13 protein-coding genes are annotated in these 16,668 nt (G+C 73.2%); 8 read left to right on the top strand and 5 right to left on the bottom strand.

Going from position 1 to position 16,668, the window contains the following annotated elements:
- Nucleotides 1–2 precede the first annotated feature (2 nt).
- The 6 genes from CFK38_RS12745 to CFK38_RS12720 are packed head-to-tail and all read left to right on the top strand — an operon-like array spanning nt 3 to nt 7,265.
- Nucleotides 3–1,064, top strand: coding sequence for a copper transporter (locus tag CFK38_RS12745; RefSeq protein ID WP_096803406.1), 1,062 nt, complete (start codon nt 3–5; stop codon nt 1,062–1,064).
- The gene (locus CFK38_RS12740) at nt 1,061–1,891 is read left to right on the top strand and encodes a hypothetical protein (protein ID WP_096803405.1); all 831 of its coding nucleotides are present in this window, start codon (nt 1,061–1,063) and stop codon (nt 1,889–1,891) included. The genes CFK38_RS12745 and CFK38_RS12740 overlap by 4 nt, the downstream gene beginning before the upstream one ends.
- A complete protein-coding gene (gene murJ / locus CFK38_RS12735) occupies nt 1,888–3,735 on the top strand; it encodes a murein biosynthesis integral membrane protein MurJ (RefSeq protein WP_096803404.1) in 1,848 nt (615 codons plus the stop codon). The genes CFK38_RS12740 and murJ overlap by 4 nt, the downstream gene beginning before the upstream one ends.
- On the top strand, nt 3,732–4,802 hold the full coding sequence (locus tag CFK38_RS12730; protein WP_096803403.1) for a glycosyltransferase: 1,071 nt from the start codon (nt 3,732–3,734) through the stop codon (nt 4,800–4,802). Before murJ ends, CFK38_RS12730 begins: the two co-directional genes overlap by 4 nt.
- An 11-nt stretch (nt 4,803–4,813) precedes the next feature.
- A complete protein-coding gene (locus CFK38_RS12725; RefSeq protein WP_096803402.1) occupies nt 4,814–6,586 on the top strand; it encodes a CTP synthase in 1,773 nt (590 codons plus the stop codon).
- Between the two features lie 4 nt (nt 6,587–6,590).
- A complete protein-coding gene (locus tag CFK38_RS12720) occupies nt 6,591–7,265 on the top strand; it encodes an NUDIX domain-containing protein (protein ID WP_096803401.1) in 675 nt (224 codons plus the stop codon).
- A 33-nt stretch (nt 7,266–7,298) separates the two neighbouring features.
- Here CFK38_RS12720 and CFK38_RS12715 read toward each other — a convergent pair whose 3' ends face one another.
- The 3 genes from CFK38_RS12715 to msrB all read right to left on the bottom strand — a co-directional run bounded on the left by CFK38_RS12715 (nt 7,299) and on the right by msrB (nt 9,713).
- Complete coding sequence (locus CFK38_RS12715) at nt 7,299–8,498, bottom strand: HRDC domain-containing protein (RefSeq protein ID WP_096803400.1); 1,200 nt, start codon at nt 8,496–8,498, stop codon at nt 7,299–7,301.
- On the bottom strand, nt 8,495–9,142 hold the full coding sequence (locus tag CFK38_RS12710; protein WP_096803399.1) for a DUF3000 domain-containing protein: 648 nt from the start codon (nt 9,140–9,142) through the stop codon (nt 8,495–8,497). Before CFK38_RS12710 ends, CFK38_RS12715 begins: the two co-directional genes overlap by 4 nt.
- Nucleotides 9,143–9,260: 118 nt before the next feature.
- Nucleotides 9,261–9,713, bottom strand: coding sequence for a peptide-methionine (R)-S-oxide reductase MsrB (msrB, locus tag CFK38_RS12705; protein ID WP_096804351.1), 453 nt, complete (start codon nt 9,711–9,713; stop codon nt 9,261–9,263).
- Nucleotides 9,714–9,847: 134 nt separating this feature from the next.
- Here msrB and CFK38_RS12700 point away from each other — a divergent pair, with 134 nt between their 5' ends.
- Nucleotides 9,848–11,203, top strand: coding sequence for an alpha/beta hydrolase family protein (locus CFK38_RS12700; RefSeq protein WP_096803398.1), 1,356 nt, complete (start codon nt 9,848–9,850; stop codon nt 11,201–11,203).
- Between the two features lie 28 nt (nt 11,204–11,231).
- The gene (gene zapE / locus CFK38_RS12695) at nt 11,232–12,290 is read left to right on the top strand and encodes a cell division protein ZapE (RefSeq protein ID WP_096803397.1); all 1,059 of its coding nucleotides are present in this window, start codon (nt 11,232–11,234) and stop codon (nt 12,288–12,290) included.
- A gap of 1 nt (nt 12,291) precedes the next feature.
- On the opposite strand, the gene treZ is transcribed toward zapE, so the two are convergent.
- Both treZ and treY read right to left on the bottom strand, forming a co-directional pair.
- Nucleotides 12,292–14,064 carry a malto-oligosyltrehalose trehalohydrolase gene (treZ, locus tag CFK38_RS12690; protein WP_096803396.1) on the bottom strand — a complete coding sequence of 591 codons (1,773 nt, stop codon included), beginning with the start codon at nt 14,062–14,064 and terminating at the stop codon, nt 12,292–12,294.
- Nucleotides 14,061–16,643 (bottom strand): malto-oligosyltrehalose synthase, encoded by a 2,583-nt coding sequence (gene treY, locus CFK38_RS12685; protein WP_096803395.1) that lies wholly within the window; start codon nt 16,641–16,643, stop codon nt 14,061–14,063. Before treY ends, treZ begins: the two co-directional genes overlap by 4 nt.
- Nucleotides 16,644–16,668 lie beyond the last annotated feature (25 nt).

Here is a 16,668-nt window from a genome sequence, read left to right as displayed (position 1 = left end):
TCGTGATCGACTTCCGCTATCACCTCGTCTCGCTGATCTCCGTGTTCCTGGCGCTCGCCGTGGGCATCGTGCTCGGTGCCGGTCCGCTGCGCGAGAACCTCGGCGACCAGCTCGCCGGGCAGGTCGAGCAGCTGCGCACCGAGCAGGAGCAGCTGCGCACGAACGCGGAGGAGCTCTCCACCAAGAACGACCAGCTGGCGACCTTCATCTCGGAGCTCGGCCCGGAGCTCGTCGAAGGCACGCTCGTCGGGAAGCAGGTCGCGGTGATCTCCGACGACCGCTCCACGCGCCCGGGGATCGAACGCATCATGGCCCTGCTCACCGCCGCCGGCGTCGAGTCGCCGGTGCAGATAGGCCTGCAACCGGCCCTGTGGGCCCCGGATGCGGACGCGGAGCGCGCCGCGGCGGTCGAGGAGATCCGGACCATCGCGCCTGCGGCGCTCACCGCGGATCCTGCCGGGGAGCTCGGCGACGCCGCACAGCTGTCGGGCCTGATCCCGACCCTGCTCCGCGGCGGCGAGGACCTCCCGTTCGAACTGCGCTCGCAGCTGTGGCAGGTGCTGATCGATCACCAGATGGTGGTCATCGACGGCCCCCTCCCCACCCGCGCCGACGCCGTGATCTACGCCGGTGCCGCCCCGGAGGAGCTGTCCGTGGAGACGGAGGGCGAGGCCGTCGCGACCGAGCGTGCGCAGGCGCTGCTCGCCTCCCAGACCCACCTGCTCACCGAGCTCTCCGAGGCCGGCCTGCCCGCCGTCGTCGCCGCCGCCACCCCCGGCAACGACGCCTCCACCGGCATCCTGCGCACGGTGCGCGGCGACCGCGCCCTCAGCGCGCTCTCGACCACCGACCGGCTGCAGGAACCCGACGGACCGCTGCTGGCCGTGCTCGCCCTGATCGAACAGACCCGGGGCGGGTCGGGCGCCTACGGCACCACCAGCGATGCGGAGGAGCGCCTGCCCGCCCTGCCCGAGACGCAGGAGCTCCAGGGCGTGGCCGATGAGCAGGGACTGGGCGAGGAGGACACCGCCCCGGCACCGTCCGACGCGGGAGGAGAGGGATGAGCTGCTCGCTGCGGGACGAACTGGCACGGCGGAACTTCGCCGGGCGCGAGGTGAGCCTCGCCGAGGGGGCGCTCGTCGTCGGCGCGGTCACCGCTCTGGCCCTCCGCGGCGGCCGGACGTCGGACGCCGCAGTCCTCGCCGCCATCGGCGCCCTCGGCCTGGTCGACGATCTGCTGGAGCCGCGCCTGCGCCGTGCCGGACGCCCCGTCTCCAAGGGACTGCGAGGCCATCTCGGCACGCTGCGCACGGGGCATCTGACCACCGGCGCCGCCAAGGCGCTGGGCATCCCGCTGGCGGCGCTGGGCGGTGCCCTCGCCGCGCCTGCGCCGCGCGGCGGGCCGATGGTGGCGGCCGATGCCGCGCTGATCGCCGGATGCGCGAACCTCGCCAATCTCCTGGACCTGCGCCCCGGCCGGGCGCTGAAGGCGGTGCTGCCCGCCGCCGCCCTCCTGGCCCTCGGAGCGCCGGAGGATCCGCGCGGGGCCGGCGGACGCGGCCTCGCCCTCGCCGCCATGCTGCCCGGCCTGCTCGCCCTGCCCTTCGACCTGTGCGAACGCGGCATGCTCGGTGACGCCGGCGCGAACGTGCTGGGGGCGGCCGTGGGCGGTGCCGCGACCCGGCGGCTGCCCGTGCCGGCCCGGCTGTCCGTGCTGGGCGTCGTCGTCGCGCTGACCCTGGTCAGCGAGCGGGTCAGCTTCAGCGCCGTCATCGCTCGCAGCGGCCCGCTGCGGGCACTGGACCACCTCGGCCGGCTGCCCGCCCCGGTCGCTGCCGGGGGCACCGACGAGCCGCCCGTGCCCGGCACCGGTCCGGAGGTGCACGGATGAGCCCGATCGCTCCGCGACCCGGCCGGGCCCCGGACCGCCGCAGCTCGATCACCCGCTCCGTGCTGCGTGGAGCAGGCGTCATCCTGGTGGTCACCGTCTTCGCGCGACTCCTCGGCTTCGTCCGCTACCTCGTCTTCGGTGCGAGCATCGGCGCCGGTGACGTCGGCACCGCCTACACCACGGCGAACCTGCTGCCGACCGTTCTGTTCGAGGTCGCCGCCGGCGGCGTGCTCGCCGCCGTCGTGGTCCCGCTGATCGCCGGACTGGTCCCCGAGGGCGACTCGACCGATCCTGAAAGCACCGAGGCGACCGAGGCGACCGAGGTCACCGGGACCGCCGGGACCGCCGGGACCATCGGGGCCGCCGGGACCGCCCCGGTGCCGCGCTCCGCAGGCGCGCGGGCCGCGGCGCGGACGCACCCTCCGGTGGAGGCGGGGCGCCGCGCCGGCGAGGGGGCCGCTCGTGCCGACCGCATCGTCTCCACGCTTCTGACCTGGACGCTGGCGGGCACCGGAGTGCTGGCCGCTCTGGTGATCCTCTTCTCGGACCCGCTCGCGCAGCTCCTGCTGGCCGCCGAGGGGTCCGGGGAGTCGTCGGTGGCGCTCGGGGCCGCCCTGCTGCGGATCTTCGCGTTCCAGCTCCCGCTGTACGGGATCTCCGTGGTGCTGGCCGCCTACCTGCAGGCCCGCAAGAGATTCCTGTGGCCCGCGATGATGCCGCTGCTGTCCTCGGTGACGGTGATGATCTCCTATCGGGTCTACGCCCACCTGGTCCCGGCGGTGGCGACCTCCACCACCATCGACCAGGGCGCGGTGTGGTGGCTCGGCTGGGGGACCACGGCCGGGGTCGCCACCATGGCGCTGCCCGTGGTGGTGATGTCCCTGCGTTCGGGGCTGCGTCTGCGCCCCTCCCTCGCCATGCCGCCGGGCTTCGGCCGCCGCGCCCTCGCGCTCGGTGGCGCCGGTCTGGGGGCCGTCGGCGCCCAGCAGCTGGTGATGCTGCTGGTGCTGCTGCTGGCGATGCGCGCCGGCGGGGTGGGCACCCTGCCCGTGTTCCAGTACGGACAGGCCCTGTACCTCCTGCCCTACGCGGTGCTGGTGCTGCCGCTGGTCACCTCGGTGTTCCCGCATCTGTCCGAGCTGCGCCTGGTCGGTGACCGCACCGGCTTCGCCAGGGTCGCCGCCGCCTCGGTGCGCACGGTGATGGCGGTCTCGGTGGTCGGCGCCGCGATGCTGCTCGCGGCAGGCCCCGCCCTCGAGCAGTTCTTCCGCCTGATCGACCGGGCCGGGGCGACCGGCGTCGGCTCCACCACGGCCGGTCTCGCGCTGGGGCTGGTGGGCTTCGCCGTCGCGACCCAGTGCACGCGGATCCTCTCCGCCGCCCTGCGTGCCCGGGACGCGCTGCTGGTGGGGTCGGTGGGCTGGGTCGTCGCCGGTGTCGTGCTCCTCATCGTGGTCCTGCCGAGCCCGCAGCGCTCCGCCGCCGAGGCGGCGACCGTCTTCGCGCTGGCGATGGCGTTCGGCATGGCGCTCGCCGGCCTGATGGGCCTGGCGCGGATCGCCGATGTGCTCGAGCACGGCGGCCACCTGGCCCGGGTGCGCCGTACCGCGCTCGTGGTCCCGTTCGCGGTGCTGGGCGGCGGAGTCCCGGGCCTGCTGCTCGGCAAGCGGCTGGTGACCACCGATGCCGGGGAGGTGCGCACGGTGCTGATCGGCATGCTCTGCGGTCTGCTCGCTGCACTCGTCTCGGCGCTGCTGATGGCCGCCGCCGATCCCGAGACCACCCGTCGTCTGCTGCACCGGCTCCGGGCCGGACGCCGCGGCGTGCCGAGGTCCGCGCCGTGAGGATCCTGCTGGTGCGTCCTGCCGCGAGCGGCGGGCTGGCCGCCCATGTCGATCACGAGCTGGCCCTGCTCACCGCCGCCGGTCGGGAGGTGAGCGAGGCGCCGGTGCGGATCGGGGAGCGGCCTCGGCTCGCCGGGGATCTGCGCACCGTGCGCACGCTCCGGGCGGCGATGGACGGGTCGCCCGCCCCGGTGACGGTCCACGCCCATGGACTGCGCGCCGGGGCGCTGTCCGCCCTGGCGGTCCGGGGACGTCGCGGTCGGCGACTGGTGGTCACCCTGCACAACCGCACCGTCGGCCGCCGTGCGACGCGCGCCGTCGGCGCCGGGCTGCTGCGGATCGTGGCCCGCGGCGCCGACACCGTGCTCGCCGTCTCCCCGGATCTCGCCGAGGCCGCCCGCCGTGCGGGGGCCCGCGAGGTGCGGCATGCCGTGATCCCCGCGCCGGAGCCGGTCGCCCCGGGGGACCGGACCGTGTCGGGCGCGTCGGAGGAGTCCCTCCCGACCGCTCCGGCCCGGACGGGCGACGGCCCACGGCTGGGGCGGCTCGAGATCCTGGTCATCGCCCGCCTGGCACCGCAGAAGGGGCTGGGTGATCTGCTGGACGTCGCCGCGCTGCTGCGGGAGGGCCCACCGGCGCGGATCCGCATCGCCGGGGAGGGGCCGCTGCACCAGGAGCTCGCCGCCCGCATCCGCGCCGAGCACCTCCCGGTGGAGCTGCTCGGCCGTCGCAGCGATGTCCCGGCGCTGCTCGCCGCTGCCGACCTGGTCGTCTCCGCCGCCCATTGGGAGGGCCAGCCGGTGTCCCTCCAGGAGGCGCTGCAGGCCGGACGGGCCATCGTGGCGACCGATGCGGGCGGAACCCGCTGGGTCACCGGGGACGCCGCCGCGCTGGTCCCGGTCGGAGACGTCCCTGCGCTCGCGGCCGCGATCACCGCGCTCGCAGATCCTGCGGCGCGGGACGCCGCAGAAGCAGCCTCCCGGCGTCGGGCCCGGGACCTGCCCACCGCTGAGGACCTGCTCGCCCAGCTCGACGAGGTGCTCGTCCCAGGCCCTCAGCACTGGTAGGTTGGGGGTCCGTGGCAGATACCAGCGCGAGCACCCTCCAGTCAGGCACCGGCCCCCTCCGTCGGATCGGGGCGGTCCCCACGGCCAAGCCCTTCCGGAAAGCCGGCACCACCAAGCACATCTTCGTCACCGGCGGAGTCGTCTCCAGCCTCGGGAAGGGGCTGACGGCCTCCTCACTGGGGATGCTGCTGCGCAGCCGGGGCCTGCGGGTGGCGATGCAGAAGCTCGACCCGTACCTCAACGTGGATCCGGGCACGATGAACCCGTTCCAGCACGGTGAGGTGTTCGTCACCGAGGACGGCGCCGAGACCGACCTGGACATCGGCCATTACGAGCGGTTCCTCGACGAGGATCTCACCGCCGCGGCGAACGTCACGACCGGCCAGGTGTACTCCACCGTGATCGCCAAGGAGCGGCGCGGCGAGTACCTCGGCGACACGGTGCAGGTCATCCCCCATATCACCGACTCGATCAAGCTCTCGATGCGTTCCCAGGCGCACGAGGACGTGGATGTGGTGATCACGGAGATCGGCGGGACCGTCGGCGACATCGAGTCCCAGCCCTTCCTCGAGGCCGCGCGCCAGGTGCGGCAGGACATCGGCCGCGAGAACGTGTTCTTCGTGCACGTGTCGCTGGTGCCCTTCATCGGCCCGTCGCAGGAGCTGAAGACGAAACCCACCCAGCACTCCGTGGCAGCCCTGCGCTCGATCGGCATCCAACCCGATGCGATCGTGCTCCGAGCGGACCGCGGGCTGCCCGCCTCCGTGAAGACGAAGATCTCCGCGATGTGCGATGTCGACCTCGATGCGGTCGTCACCTGCGCGGACGCACCGTCGATCTACGAGATCCCGCTGGTGCTGCACGGTGAGGGGCTCGATGCCTACGCCATCCGACGCCTGGACCTGCTCTGCCACGACGTCGACTGGACCCAGTGGGAGGAGCTGCTGCGCCGGGTCCGCGAGCCCGCCTACGAGATCACCGTGGCACTGGTGGGCAAGTACGTCGACCTGCCCGATGCCTACCTCTCGGTCACCGAGGCGCTGCGCGCCGGCGGGTTCCACCACCGGGCGGAGGTGGTGCTGCGCTGGATCGAGGCCGATCTCTGCACGAGCGAGGAGGGCGCCGCTGAGCAGCTGAAGGACGCCGACGCGATCGTGGTGCCCGGCGGCTTCGGGGTGCGGGGGGTCGACGGGAAGGTCGGGGCCCTGCACCACGCCCGCACCCATGGGATCCCCACCCTCGGTCTGTGCCTGGGCATGCAGTCGATGGTGATCGAGTACGCCCGCCACGAGCTCGTCCTCCCCACCGCGCACTCCACCGAGTTCGACCCCGACACCGAGCATCCGGTGGTGGCCACGATGGCGGAGCAGGAGGAGGTCCTCTCCGGTCGGGGCGACCTCGGCGGGACCATGCGCCTGGGCTCGTACCGGCACACCCTCGAGGAGGGATCGCTGGTGGCCCGGACCTACGGCACCACCGAGGTCTCCGAGCGGCACCGCCACCGCTACGAGGTCGCCAACAGCTACCGCGACCGGCTCGAGGAGGCCGGGCTGCGGATCTCCGGCACCTCGGTGCTCGAGGACGGCCGTTCGCTGGTGGAGTTCGTGGAGCTCGATCCCGCGGTCCACCCGTTCTACGTCGGCACCCAGGCCCATCCCGAGCTGAAGTCCCGCCCCACCCGCGCGCATCCGCTGTTCGCCGGGCTGATCGGGGCGGCGGTCCAGAGGCAGAAGGCGACCCGCCTGCTCGAGGTCGCCCCGCCCCAGAAGAGCGCACAGGAGTGAGCACATGAGCATGGACGACAGCAGCACCCGGCCGGGGACGACGGGCTCCGAGGAGCCGCTGCGGGACGAGCCCGGGCAGCGCCCCGTCCTCGCCCGGCGAGGGGTGCACGACGGCATGATCTTCGCTCTGGTGCGGGACACGGTCGACTTCGCCGACGGCGTGCGCTTCGACCGCGAGTACGTCCGGCACACCGGGGCCGTGGCCGTGCTCGCCGTCGACGAGGCGGACCGGGTGCTGCTGATCCGGCAGTACCGACACCCCGTCGGTCATGCACTGTGGGAGATCCCGGCGGGACTGCTCGACCTGGAGGGCGAGGCACCGCACATCGCCGCCGCCCGGGAGCTCGCCGAGGAGACCGGATTCGACCCCACCGGGATGCGCACCCTGGTGGACCTGCGACCCAGCCCGGGAGGCAACGACGAGGTCATCCGCGTCTACCTCGCCACCGGGGTCCGTGCCAGCGATACCGAGTTCGAGCGCACCGACGAGGAGGCCGAGCTGATCACCCGGTGGGTGCCGCTGGCCGATACTGTCAGCGCGGTGCTCGAGGGTCGCATCACCAATGCCACCACCGTCTCTGCGGTGCTGGCCCTGCAGGTGATGCGCGCGAGGGGTCAGGATGTCGAGACTCTGCGTCCCGCCGATGCACCGTTCATGGCGCGGCCCGGCAGGCACTGAGAGCGCGGGGAGCCGAGGCCCGGGGGCCGGGGGTCACTCCTGCTCGGTCAGCGCCCGATGGATCACCGGCGCGGTCTGCTCGACCTGCCAGGGCCGGGCCCCGAGCTCGATCAGCTGCGCGGCGAGCTCGGGCTCCGTCGGTGCCTGCTCGTGCTCCCACACCCACTGGCGCAGCACCGCGGGCTGCAGCAGGTTCTCCGGCGGCAGCTCGAGATCCTCGGCACGCTGACCCGTCGCGGTGCGCACCAGCTGGTAGCGCTCGGAGACCTCCGGGTACTTCTTCGACCAGAGCTTGTGCGGCGGGGGATAGGAGCGCTCGGTGCGCTCGGGAAGATGTGCGGCCGGGAGCTCCAGCCCGGTCCGGGCCGCCTGCCACCAGGTGTCCTTCCGGCGCATCTTCGCGGGCAGCGCCCTGTCGAAGGCCTCCCGGCCGCGCGGGGCCTCCTTCGCCGCCGCGACCAGATCGCGATCCTTGATCACGCGGTGCGGGGAGAGGTCCTCGGTGTCGGCGATCTCGTCACGACGGGTCCACATCTCGCGGGCCGCGGCGAGCTGCCGGACCGAGCGCAGGGTGCCGAGGCCGTGCAGCCCCCGCCAGCTGGAGGACCGGGTGGGGCCGTGCTCCCGGGTGCGCTCGTGCTCGAACTCCTGGCGGGCCCAGTCCTCCTTGCCGGCGGCCCGCAGCCGCTCCTGGAGGATGTCCCGGACCTCGATGAGCACCTCGACGTCGAGCGCGGCGTAGGTGAGCCAGCCCTCGGGCAGCGGCCGCTTCGACCAGTCGGCCGCGGAGTGCTCCTTGGCCAGACGGAGTCCCAGGGTGTCCTCGACGACCGCGCCGAGCCCCACCCGCTCCATCCCCAGCAGCCGGGCGGCGAGCTCGGTGTCGAAGAGCGACCCGGGTCGCAGCCCGATCTCGGCGAGGCTCGGGAGGTCCTGGCCCGCGGCATGCAGCACCCACTCCCGCTCGGCGAGCAGGGTCGTGAGCGATCCGGGCATGGTGAAGGCCAGCGGATCGATGAGGGCGGTGCCGGCCGCGTCGGTGCGCAGCTGCACCAGGTAGGCGCGGGAGCTGTAGCGGTAGCTCGAGGCGCGCTCGGCGTCCACGGAGACCGGCTGGTCGGGGGCCGCGGCCGCGGCGTCGCACCACGCCAACAACGGCTGGATGCGATCGATGACCGGCACCAGGCCGTCGCGCGGAGCCTTCAGCGCGGTGACGGCGGGGGATTCGTTCACCGGGCGTCACCGGCTTCCTCGGGGCGGGGCGCCCTCGCGTGGTGGGTGGGAGCGATCGGGGCGATGCGGGGCGGGGCCGGCGGCAGTCCACCGGCGGCGGCGAGCATCGCGGTCCAGGCCGCGAAATGGGGTGCCAGGTCGATCATCGACCCGGACGCCGCCTCGGACGTCGGCTCCGGGGGCTCTGGGGTCCAGGACACCCGCATCTCGACGTCCACGGTCGAGGGACGGGAGGCCAGTGCGCCGTAGGACTGGGAGACCACACGGGTCGCGGTGCAGCCCAGCTCCCGGGAGTCGGCGTCGTGGAGCTCCAGGGACTCGGTCACCCAGGACCAGGCCACGTCGCCGAGCATGGACTCGACGGCGAACTCCGGTTCGAGCTGTGCCTGCACCAGTGCGACCATCCGATAGGTGCCGTCCCAGGACTCCTGGCCCGCGGGATCGTGCAGGATCACCAGCCGACCGGAGGCCAGCTCCTCGTCGTGCACCAGGATCTCGCCCGTGCACGCCCAGGTCGACGGCGCCATCTTCGAGGGCGCGGGAATCGTGCGCCAGGTGAACTCCGCACGCTGTGGTGCAGAGGTCATGGCGTCGACGGCGGCTCGGAAGACGTCGTCACCGGAGCGGATCTCATGGACGGGCACGTCGGGAGGCTATCGCCGGGGACAGGATGAGACCGGCAGGCGCGCCGCGCCGCCGCCGACGGGTGCCCGAGGAGGTCGGTCCGGATCGGGAGATCGGTCGGGGGCGGCGCGGGGGCGATCAGGTGGAGGCGGCGTCGGTGGGGGTCACGTCGTCGCTGTGGACCAGGCTGATCGAGTTGATGCAGTAGCGCTGGTCGGTGGGCGTCGGGAATCCCTCGCCCTCGAAGACGTGGCCGAGGTGCGAGCCGCAGGCGGTGCAGCGCACCTCGATGCGCCGCATCCCCAGGGTGGTGTCCTCGAGCAGCTCGACCGCCTCCGATCCGGCGGGGGCGTAGAAGGCGGGCCAGCCGCAGTGGGCATCGAACTGGGCGGTGGCGGTGAACAGCTCGGCGCCGCAGCCCTTGCAGGCATAGGTGCCGGCCGGTCGCACCTCCTCGTACTCCCCGGTGCCGGGTCGTTCGGTGCCGCCCTCGCGGAGCACCTGGTACTCGGCGGGGGAGAGGCGCTCGCGCCACTCCAGATCGCTGACCGAGATGGGGTAGGGGCGAGAGCCGATGGGTTCGGTGGACATCTGGGGTGCCTCCGATCTGCGACGTCGACGAGAGTCGCCCACCGCGGTGAGCGATCCGTTCGACGCGCTGCTGATGACGTCGGTGAACACGGTGTTCACAGCCTCGATCCTAGCTCGCCGCTAGGATGCGCGATATGACGCGCGCCTCTTCCTCCGCCCGCTCCCGCCTCGACTCCGTCCGCCGCGCCATCCCGCTCCTGCAGCGTCCTGATCAGGCACGATGGCCGGAAGTGGTGGTCCATGGGGCCGTCGGCGCGACCGCCATGTTCGCACTCAGCGCGGGTGCCCTCACGGCGGGGGCCCGCGTGCTGGCGCGCCTTCCGCTGGTGCCTCGGGAGAGCCTGCGCGGGCTGCCCGACGTCACGGTGCGGGCCGTGCACCCGGAGCGCATCCACCTCGACGCGTCCCACACCACCGACCGCGGCGGCCTGCTCGCCCTGCGCCAGGGCGGCGGCACCGTCCACGTGCGCCTGGGACCCGTCGACGGGCGCCCCACCCCGACCACCGTCTCCCGGCCCGTGCTGGCCGTGGACACCGAGGAGCCGCTGCAGGTGGACCGGGCTCGCAGCAACGGCTTCTACTGGGCGGGGACCCCGCAGACCGCCCATGGCCTGGCCACCGAGGAGGTCACCGTCGACTCGCCGGTCGGCCACATGCCCGCCTGGCTGGTGCGCCCCGATACGGAGCAGGGTGCCCTCGCCGGCAACGCGGACACCTGGGCGATCCTGATCCACGGCCACGGGTCCGCACGCGGCGAGGCGCTGCGGGTGATCCCGCTGCTGCACCGGCTGGGACTGACCAGCCTGGCCATCACCTACCGCAACGACGTCGGCGCCCCCGCCTCCGCGGACCGGATGCATCACCTCGGCGCGGCGGAATGGGAGGACACCGAGGCCGCGATCGAATTCGCCCTCGCGCACGGGGCGCGCCGGATCGTCCTGGTGGGATGGTCGATGGGCGGCGGCATCGCGCTGCGCACCTCGGTCCGCTCCGCGCACCGCGACCGCATCGCCGCCCTGGTCCTGGACTCCCCGGCCGTGGACTGGCAGGACATCCTCATCTATCACGCCACCGCGCTGAAGGCACCGGCCCGGATGCGGGAGCTCGCGCTGTGGATGATGACCTCGCGGTTCGGGGCGCGGATGGTGCAGCTGCGGGAGCCGCTGGCACTGGCCGAGATGACTCCGGAGCACTACGCGGAGCACCTGACGCACCCCACGCTGCTCTTCCATGCCCTGGACGACGAGACGGTCCCGCCCGAGCCCAGCCGCCGGCTGGCGGCGCTGCGCACGGACCTCATCGAGTTCGTCCCCGTCGTCGGGGCCTCGCACACCCGCGAGTGGAACAGCGACCCCGCGCGCTACGAGCGTCGACTCGCCGCGTACCTGGTGCGGGAGCTCGGGCTGGAGATCCCGGGCGGGGAGATCCGGGTGCCGGTCCGGGATCCCGCGTCCCCGGCCCTCGAGGGCTCCATCGGGCTGCGTCTGTGAGCGGCGCGCGGCCCCTACACTGAATCCCGTGACCGAAGCTCTCTGCGACCGCCGGCCCGACCCGTCCCTGGAGCGACTGCTCGCGGACCTGGTGCCTCCGCCGCGGTTCGCGCAGGCACGGCTGGACAACTACGTCCCGGACCCGGCCCATCCCTCCCAGGAGGAGGCGAAGCAGCGGGTGACCGCCTTCGCCGCCGCCCTGGGCGCCCCGCGCGGCGGCTTCCTGGCGAAGCTGCGGCGGAGGAAGCCGGAGCCCGCGCGCGGCATCTATCTCGACGGCGGATTCGGTGTGGGCAAGACGCACCTGCTGACCTCCCTGTTCCACGCCGTCGAGGGGGAGCGGGTGTACGGCACCTTCGTGGAGTACACCGACCTGGTCGGTGCGCTCGGCTTCCAGAGGGCCCTCGACCTGCTCGGTGAGTCGGTCCTGGTGTGCATCGACGAGTTCGAGCTCGACGACCCGGGCGACACCCTGCTGATGACCCGCCTGATCCGCGAGCTCTCCGACCGCGGGGTCGCGATCGTGGCGACCTCGAACACCCTGCCCGACGCGCTCGGCGAGGGGCGCTTCGCCGCGCAGGACTTCCTGCGGGAGATCCAGGCGATGGCCGAGCGCTTCGAGGTGCTGCGGATCGACGGGGAGGACTTCCGGCGGCGCGACGGCGTCGCCGAGATCGCCACGCTCCCCGAACCGGAGGTGGAGCGCAGCGGGGAGTCGATGGCGGCGGCCACCCTCGATGAGTTCGATCCCCTGCTGCGCCACCTCACCACGGTCCACCCCTCCCGCTACGGCGCCATGATCGACGAGGTCTCCGCCGCGCATGTCATCGGGATGCACGGGCTCACCCACCATCACGACGCGCTGCGCTTCGTGGTGCTCGTGGACCGGCTCTACGACCGCGAGGTGCCGACGCTGATCTCCCTGGCCGGAGCCTCGGCCCCGGGCGTCCTCGAGGATCTCTTCTCCGCCGAGCTGCTGCGCAGCGGGTACCGCAAGAAGTATCTGCGCTCGCTGTCCCGCCTCGCGTCGCTGACGGGCGACGGCGGGGCGCTGCTGCGCCCCGGCGCCGCCGACGCCGCCTCCTGAGTCACCGGGCCGGTCGGAGCACCACGGCACCCGGTCCGGCCAGGGCGAGCGTCCCGTCGGCGCCGCGCGTCATCTCACCGAAGGAGGCCAGCACCTCTGCGGCGCGCGGTCCCGCCGGGAGCGGGCCGGGCCCGCGATGGGCGAGCACCGCCAGAGCGCCGCGACGCAGCAGCACCGTGCCCTCCGCGAGCACGTCGACGGCGGTGGCGGCCAGCGCGGGATCGTGCAGATCCGCGTGCGCCCGACGCAGCGCGATGAGCGTGCGGTACCACTCCAGCATCGCCGCGTGCCCCGCCTGCTCCCGTTCCCGCCAGCGCAGGATCGAGGACTCGAAGGTCGAGCGCAGCTGCGGGTCGGGGACCTGCGCGGCCCAGCCCATGGCGGCGAACTCCTCCCTCCGTCCGGCGCTCACCAGCGCCCCCAGCTCCTCGTCATGGGCCGTGAAGTAGGTGAACGGGGTCGACGCCGCCCACTCCTCGCCCTGGAACAGCATCGGCGTGCCCGGGCCCAGCAGGATCAGCGCGCTCGCCGCCGCCTGAGCGCCCGGTGTGATCCCGTGGTGGATCCGGTCCCCGGCGGCACGATTGCCCACCTGGTCATGATCCTGGAGGAAGGTGACGAAGGAATGGGCGTCGTACTCGCCGGAGCCGGGATCCACCGGTGCGCCCCACACCTCCTGGCGGAAGCTGGACCAGGTCCCGGCGTGGAGGAAGACCTCCTCCAGCACGGTCGCGAGCGCCTCGGCGCTGCCGAAGTCCGCGTAGTAGCCGGCGCGCTCGCCGCTGATCCAGGCGTGGACGCCGTGGTGGACGTCATCGGCCCACTGCATGTCCATGCCCAGGCCGCCGTGCGCGGTGGGGGTGACCGTGGCGGGCTGGTTGCGGTCGGATTCCGCGATCAGCGTCAGCGGCCGGCCGGTCTCCTCCTCCCAGACGGAGACCGCGTCCGCCAGCTCGGCGAGGACGTGGCGATGGGAGTCGTCGCGCAGCTCGTGGACGGCATCGAGCCGCAGTCCGTCCACACCCACGTCCACCAGCCACAGCCGGGCGCTGCCCAGCAGGAAGTCCCGCACCTGAGGGGACCCGGGGGCATCGAGGTTGATCGCCGATCCCCACGGGGTGTGGTGCCGGTCGGTGAAGTAGGGGCCGAACCTGCCCAGATAGTTGCCGGCGGGGCCGAGGTGGTTGTGCACCACGTCGAGCACCACGGCGAGCCCCCGCCGATGGGCGGCGGCCACGAAGCGGGCCAGTCCCTCCGGGCCCCCGTAGGCGGCATGGACCCCGTACAGACCGACCCCGTCGTAGCCCCAGCCCCGGTCCCCGGGAAAGGGTGCCACCGGCATCAGCTCCACGGCATCGACTCCGAGCTCCACCAGCTCGTCGAGACGCTCGATCGCCGAGTCGAAGGTGCCTCCGCGCCCGTCGGGCCCCGGCGTGAAGGTGCCCACGTGCAGCTCGTACAGGATCCGTCCGCGCAGGTCACGCCCCTCCCAGGAGGTCTCCTGGCGCAGCGGTGCGGGGTCGACCACCTCGCTGTCGGCGTGGACTCCGTCCGGCTGGGACAGCGATCGCGGATCGGGCAGCCACAGCTCGGAGCCGTCGAGCCGGAAGGCGTACCGGGCGCCGGGCACTGCGGGCACCCCCGGCAGGTCGAACCAGCCGTCGCCGGCGGTCCGCATCGGCTGCTCGGCCCCGTCGATCCGGACGGTCACCTGCCGTGCGTCCGGTGCCCACACCCGGTAGGCGCCGTAGTCGCGAGCCGGGACGGTGCTCATCGGTCGTCCTGGCGTCCTGCGACGCGCACCAGGAGCGCGACCGGCCACTCGTCCAGCAGCGCAGCGAGAGCCGCCTGCCCGCCCGCGACCTCCTTGCCGCTGAGGGTGTCGCGCCAGCGGCCCGGGGGCAGCGCGATCCAGGCGTCCCCCCAGCCACCGCGCTGGGAGAGGCCATGGGCGAGCCGGGTCACCACGGTGACCACGTCGATCGGGCCCTCGCCCACGGCACGACCGAAGGCGACGGCGTGCCCGGTGGTGGTGGGCAGCGGGCGATAGGCCGCCTCCCGGCCCTGGAAGAGCTCCGGCCGCTCACGGCGCAGCACCAGGGCGCGGTGGGTCAGCCACAGCTTCTCGTCGGCGATCCCGTCGGGGCCTGCGCCCTGGATCATCCGCGCCAGGCGCTCGCGATGCGCGCCATGGGCGACCTCGCGGCGGTTGTCCGGGTCCACGAGCGAGAGGTCGATCGTCTCATTGCCCTGGTAGACGTCCGGCACGCCCGGCATCGTCAGCTGCACCAGCTTCTGGCCCAGGATCGCGCTGCGCTGGGCGGCGAAGGTGCGGCGCGTCCACTCCCCGAGGATCCCGTCGACCTCCGAGGAGTTCAGGCCGGCCCGGCCCAGGGCCAGCACCTGCTGCTCGTACTCGCCGTCCTGCTCGGTCCAGGTGGTGTGGCGCTTCGCCTCCCGCATGGCCTTGGTCAGGTACTGGTCCAGCCGCTCGGCGGTCAGCGGCTCGGCCGCCGCCCCCGGCAGCGCCCAGCATGCGGCGAGGGTCTGCCACAGCAGCAGCTCGACCGCCCCGTCGACCCGGTCCCCCCGCTGCGCGGCGGTCGCCCGCTCCAGGTCCTGCACCACCACCGACCATTCCAGCGGCTGCTCGGTGAGCACCGCGAGGCGGGCACGCACGTCCTCGCTGCGCTTGGTGTCGTGGGTGGACAGGGTGGTCATCGCATCGGGACGGGTGCGGACCATCGAGGCGGCATGATCGTGCAGCTCGTCCGGATCCACCCCGATCCGATCCGGATCCGACCCCACCTCGTTGACGGCGACGAAACGGGAGTAGCGGTAGAACGCGGTGTCCTCGAGCCCCTTGGCATGGACCGGGCCGCAGGTCTGGGCGAAGCGCACCACCACCTCGTCGCGCTCGGCGCTGCGGGTGCGGCCCGCGCTGCCGACCTCGTCGCCGCAGACCAGAGCCACCACGGTCTCCAAGGTCGCGATGATGTCCTCGTCCTCGCCGAGGCGCCGGTACGCCCGGGCCGCCGCCTGCTCGATCACCGTGCGCTCGGAGCCCGGCGCCGGTTCCCCCGGCACGATGTACGCCCGGTAGCGATCCATCGACGTCAGCAGCGCCACCACGACCTTCTGGAGGTTCCGCCTGGTGGTGTCCCGCAGCCGGATGTCCTCCTGGCAGATCTTGTGGATCAGCGTGGTCAGGCGCTCGATCTCCGCCCACAGACTGGTCGAGACGATCAGATCCGTGGAGTCCTCGGCGACCTCCTCGAAGGGCCGCAGGTCGCCGGTGCGACGCTGCCACAGATGGGTCAGCCCGATCGCGCCGTGCGGGTCGTGGAAGAGCCCGCCCACCCGCCACAGGGCGTCGTACCCCGTGGAGCCCGCGCAGGCGAAGTCCCCGGGCAGCTGCTCCTCGCCGTCCAGGATCTTCTCCACCACGGTCCAGGCCCCGCCGGTCGCGCGCTCGAGATCCCGCAGGTACCCACGAGGATCGGCCAGGCCGTCCGGGTGGTCGATGCGGTAGCCGTCGATCACCCCCTCGCCCTGCAGACGCAGCAGCGTCGCATGGGTCGCGTCGAACACGTGAGGAAGCTCCACCCGGACGGCGGCGAGGGTGTCCACGTCGAAGAAGCGCCGGTAGTCCAGCTCGTCGTCGGCGACCTTCCAGTACGCCAGTCGGTACCACTGCCGATCCAGCAGATCCGCCAGGCCCAGGTGCTCGGTGCCGGCGGCGACGGGCAGCACGTGGTCAAAGTACCGCACCACGTGCTCCCTGCGGAGGGATCCGTCCAGCTGCGGGATCTGCTCCTCTCCCACGGAGATCTCCTCATCGGCCAGGACGGCGCCGATGGGACGACCCAGCACCGGGACCAGGAGCGAGCGCTCCCCGCTGAGCTCGACATCGAACCAGTCCGCGAAGGCGGACGCGGCCCCCTCACGCAGCACCGACCACAGGGCACGGTTGTGCCAGATCGGGGTGGGGATCGCCATATGGTTGGGGACGACGTCGGCGATCAGGCCCATCCCGTGGCCATGCGCTGCCTCGGCCAGTCGGCGCAGTGCGTCCTCCCCGCCGATCTCCTCGCTGATGCGGGAGTGCTCGACCACGTCGTAGCCATGGGTCGAGCCCGGCGCAGCCTGCAGCACGGGGGAGCAGAAGACGTGGCCCACTCCGAGGCGCGCGAGGTACGGCACCACCTGCACGGCATCGTCCGCGGTGAACCCCGCATGCAGCTGCAGGCGGTAGGTGGAGGTCGGGACCGGCCGGAGGGCGGGCAGGGCGGCGGTGGGGGCGGCCCCCTCGCTCCCCTGCGGGACGGGGCGGCGGACGGGATCGATGCTCACGGGGCGATGCTCTCCTTCAACGCGC

Source organism: Brachybacterium vulturis (assembly GCF_002407185.1).
Classification (GTDB): domain Bacteria; phylum Actinomycetota; class Actinomycetes; order Actinomycetales; family Dermabacteraceae; genus Brachybacterium; species Brachybacterium vulturis.
The sequence above is the reverse complement of the archived record's forward strand: the minus strand, read 5'-3'. Positions and strand labels throughout refer to the sequence as shown.